Origin of the sequence: Vibrio sp. M260118 (genome assembly GCF_036533755.1) — a bacterium.
Lineage (GTDB): Bacteria > Pseudomonadota > Gammaproteobacteria > Enterobacterales > Vibrionaceae > Vibrio.
The window spans coordinates 1-1,067 of sequence record NZ_JATABG010000625.1 but is presented as its reverse complement, the minus strand read 5'-3'; the positions used below and the strand labels follow the sequence as shown (position 1 = coordinate 1,067).

Below are 1,067 nucleotides of genomic sequence, written 5' to 3'. Positions count from 1 at the left end.
CCTTGATGATGACAACGACGGTTTTAATGATGATGTTGATCAGTACGCATTGGATAGCACTAAAGCAGGTGACCATGACGGAGACGGGGCTGATAGTGTAGATGACCCATATCCATATGATCACGACAACGACAGTTACCCAGACGACCAAGACGCCTTTGATGATGACCCAACTGAGTGGTTAGATACTGATAACGATGGCACAGGCAACAATGCCGACCTTGACGATGACGATGATGGGTACAATGATGATGTCGATGAACATGCACTGGATGCAACCAAAGCAGGTGACCATGATTCAGATGGCGTAGACAGTCTCGATGATCAGTATCCTTATGACCATGACAACGATGGTCATAATGATGAGGACGATGCCTTTGACAGTGACCCGAATGAGTGGGCAGATTTTGATCAAGATGGCACCGGTGATAATACTGACCTAGATGACGATAACGATGGCATCGATGATGAAGATGATCTTTATCCGTTTGACGAAACCCTAGCAGGCGATCCCGATAACGATGGGGTGGATACCCTTGTCGATGCCTACCCAAATGACGCTAGTAAGTCCGTGGCTGATCAGGTGACACAAAACAGTGGCTTTATCCCAGTCCTTAATATTAACCATCGCAAGGTGCTCAAACTTAATGTAGACGCTGAGCAAAAAATAGAGACCTTCAACGACAACACAGTGATGACAACATACACCGTTAGTTATCTTAGTGAAGAAGGGATTGAATACGGATATACGCGCAGTGTGGATGTTGCTACAGCAGGTGATTTTACTCGAATTAGCGAGTTTCGATTTGATTTCAATCTTGACGGTGATGCTCAGTTTGTAGGTCGTACGTTTGATATTGGTAGTCGTAACGCCAGTGGTGAAAATTATTGGCGCTATGTGGATGAGAGTGACGCTAGTGGTGAAGGTGGCGTCAATGGTTCTGGGCGTATATATCATGATTATGATTTTAGCGCCCGAATTCATCCGACGGAGCTAACTAATATTGATACGGTTCAATCATTTGTCGTGACTTTTGAACAAGTCTATGGAAACCAGCAAACAACAT

At 44.8% G+C, this 1,067-nt stretch carries 1 pseudogene; it reads left to right on the top strand.

Going from position 1 to position 1,067, the window contains the following annotated elements:
• Window positions 1-1,067: pseudogene (locus tag QTO00_RS20125) on the top strand (hypothetical protein); the annotation flags it as partial.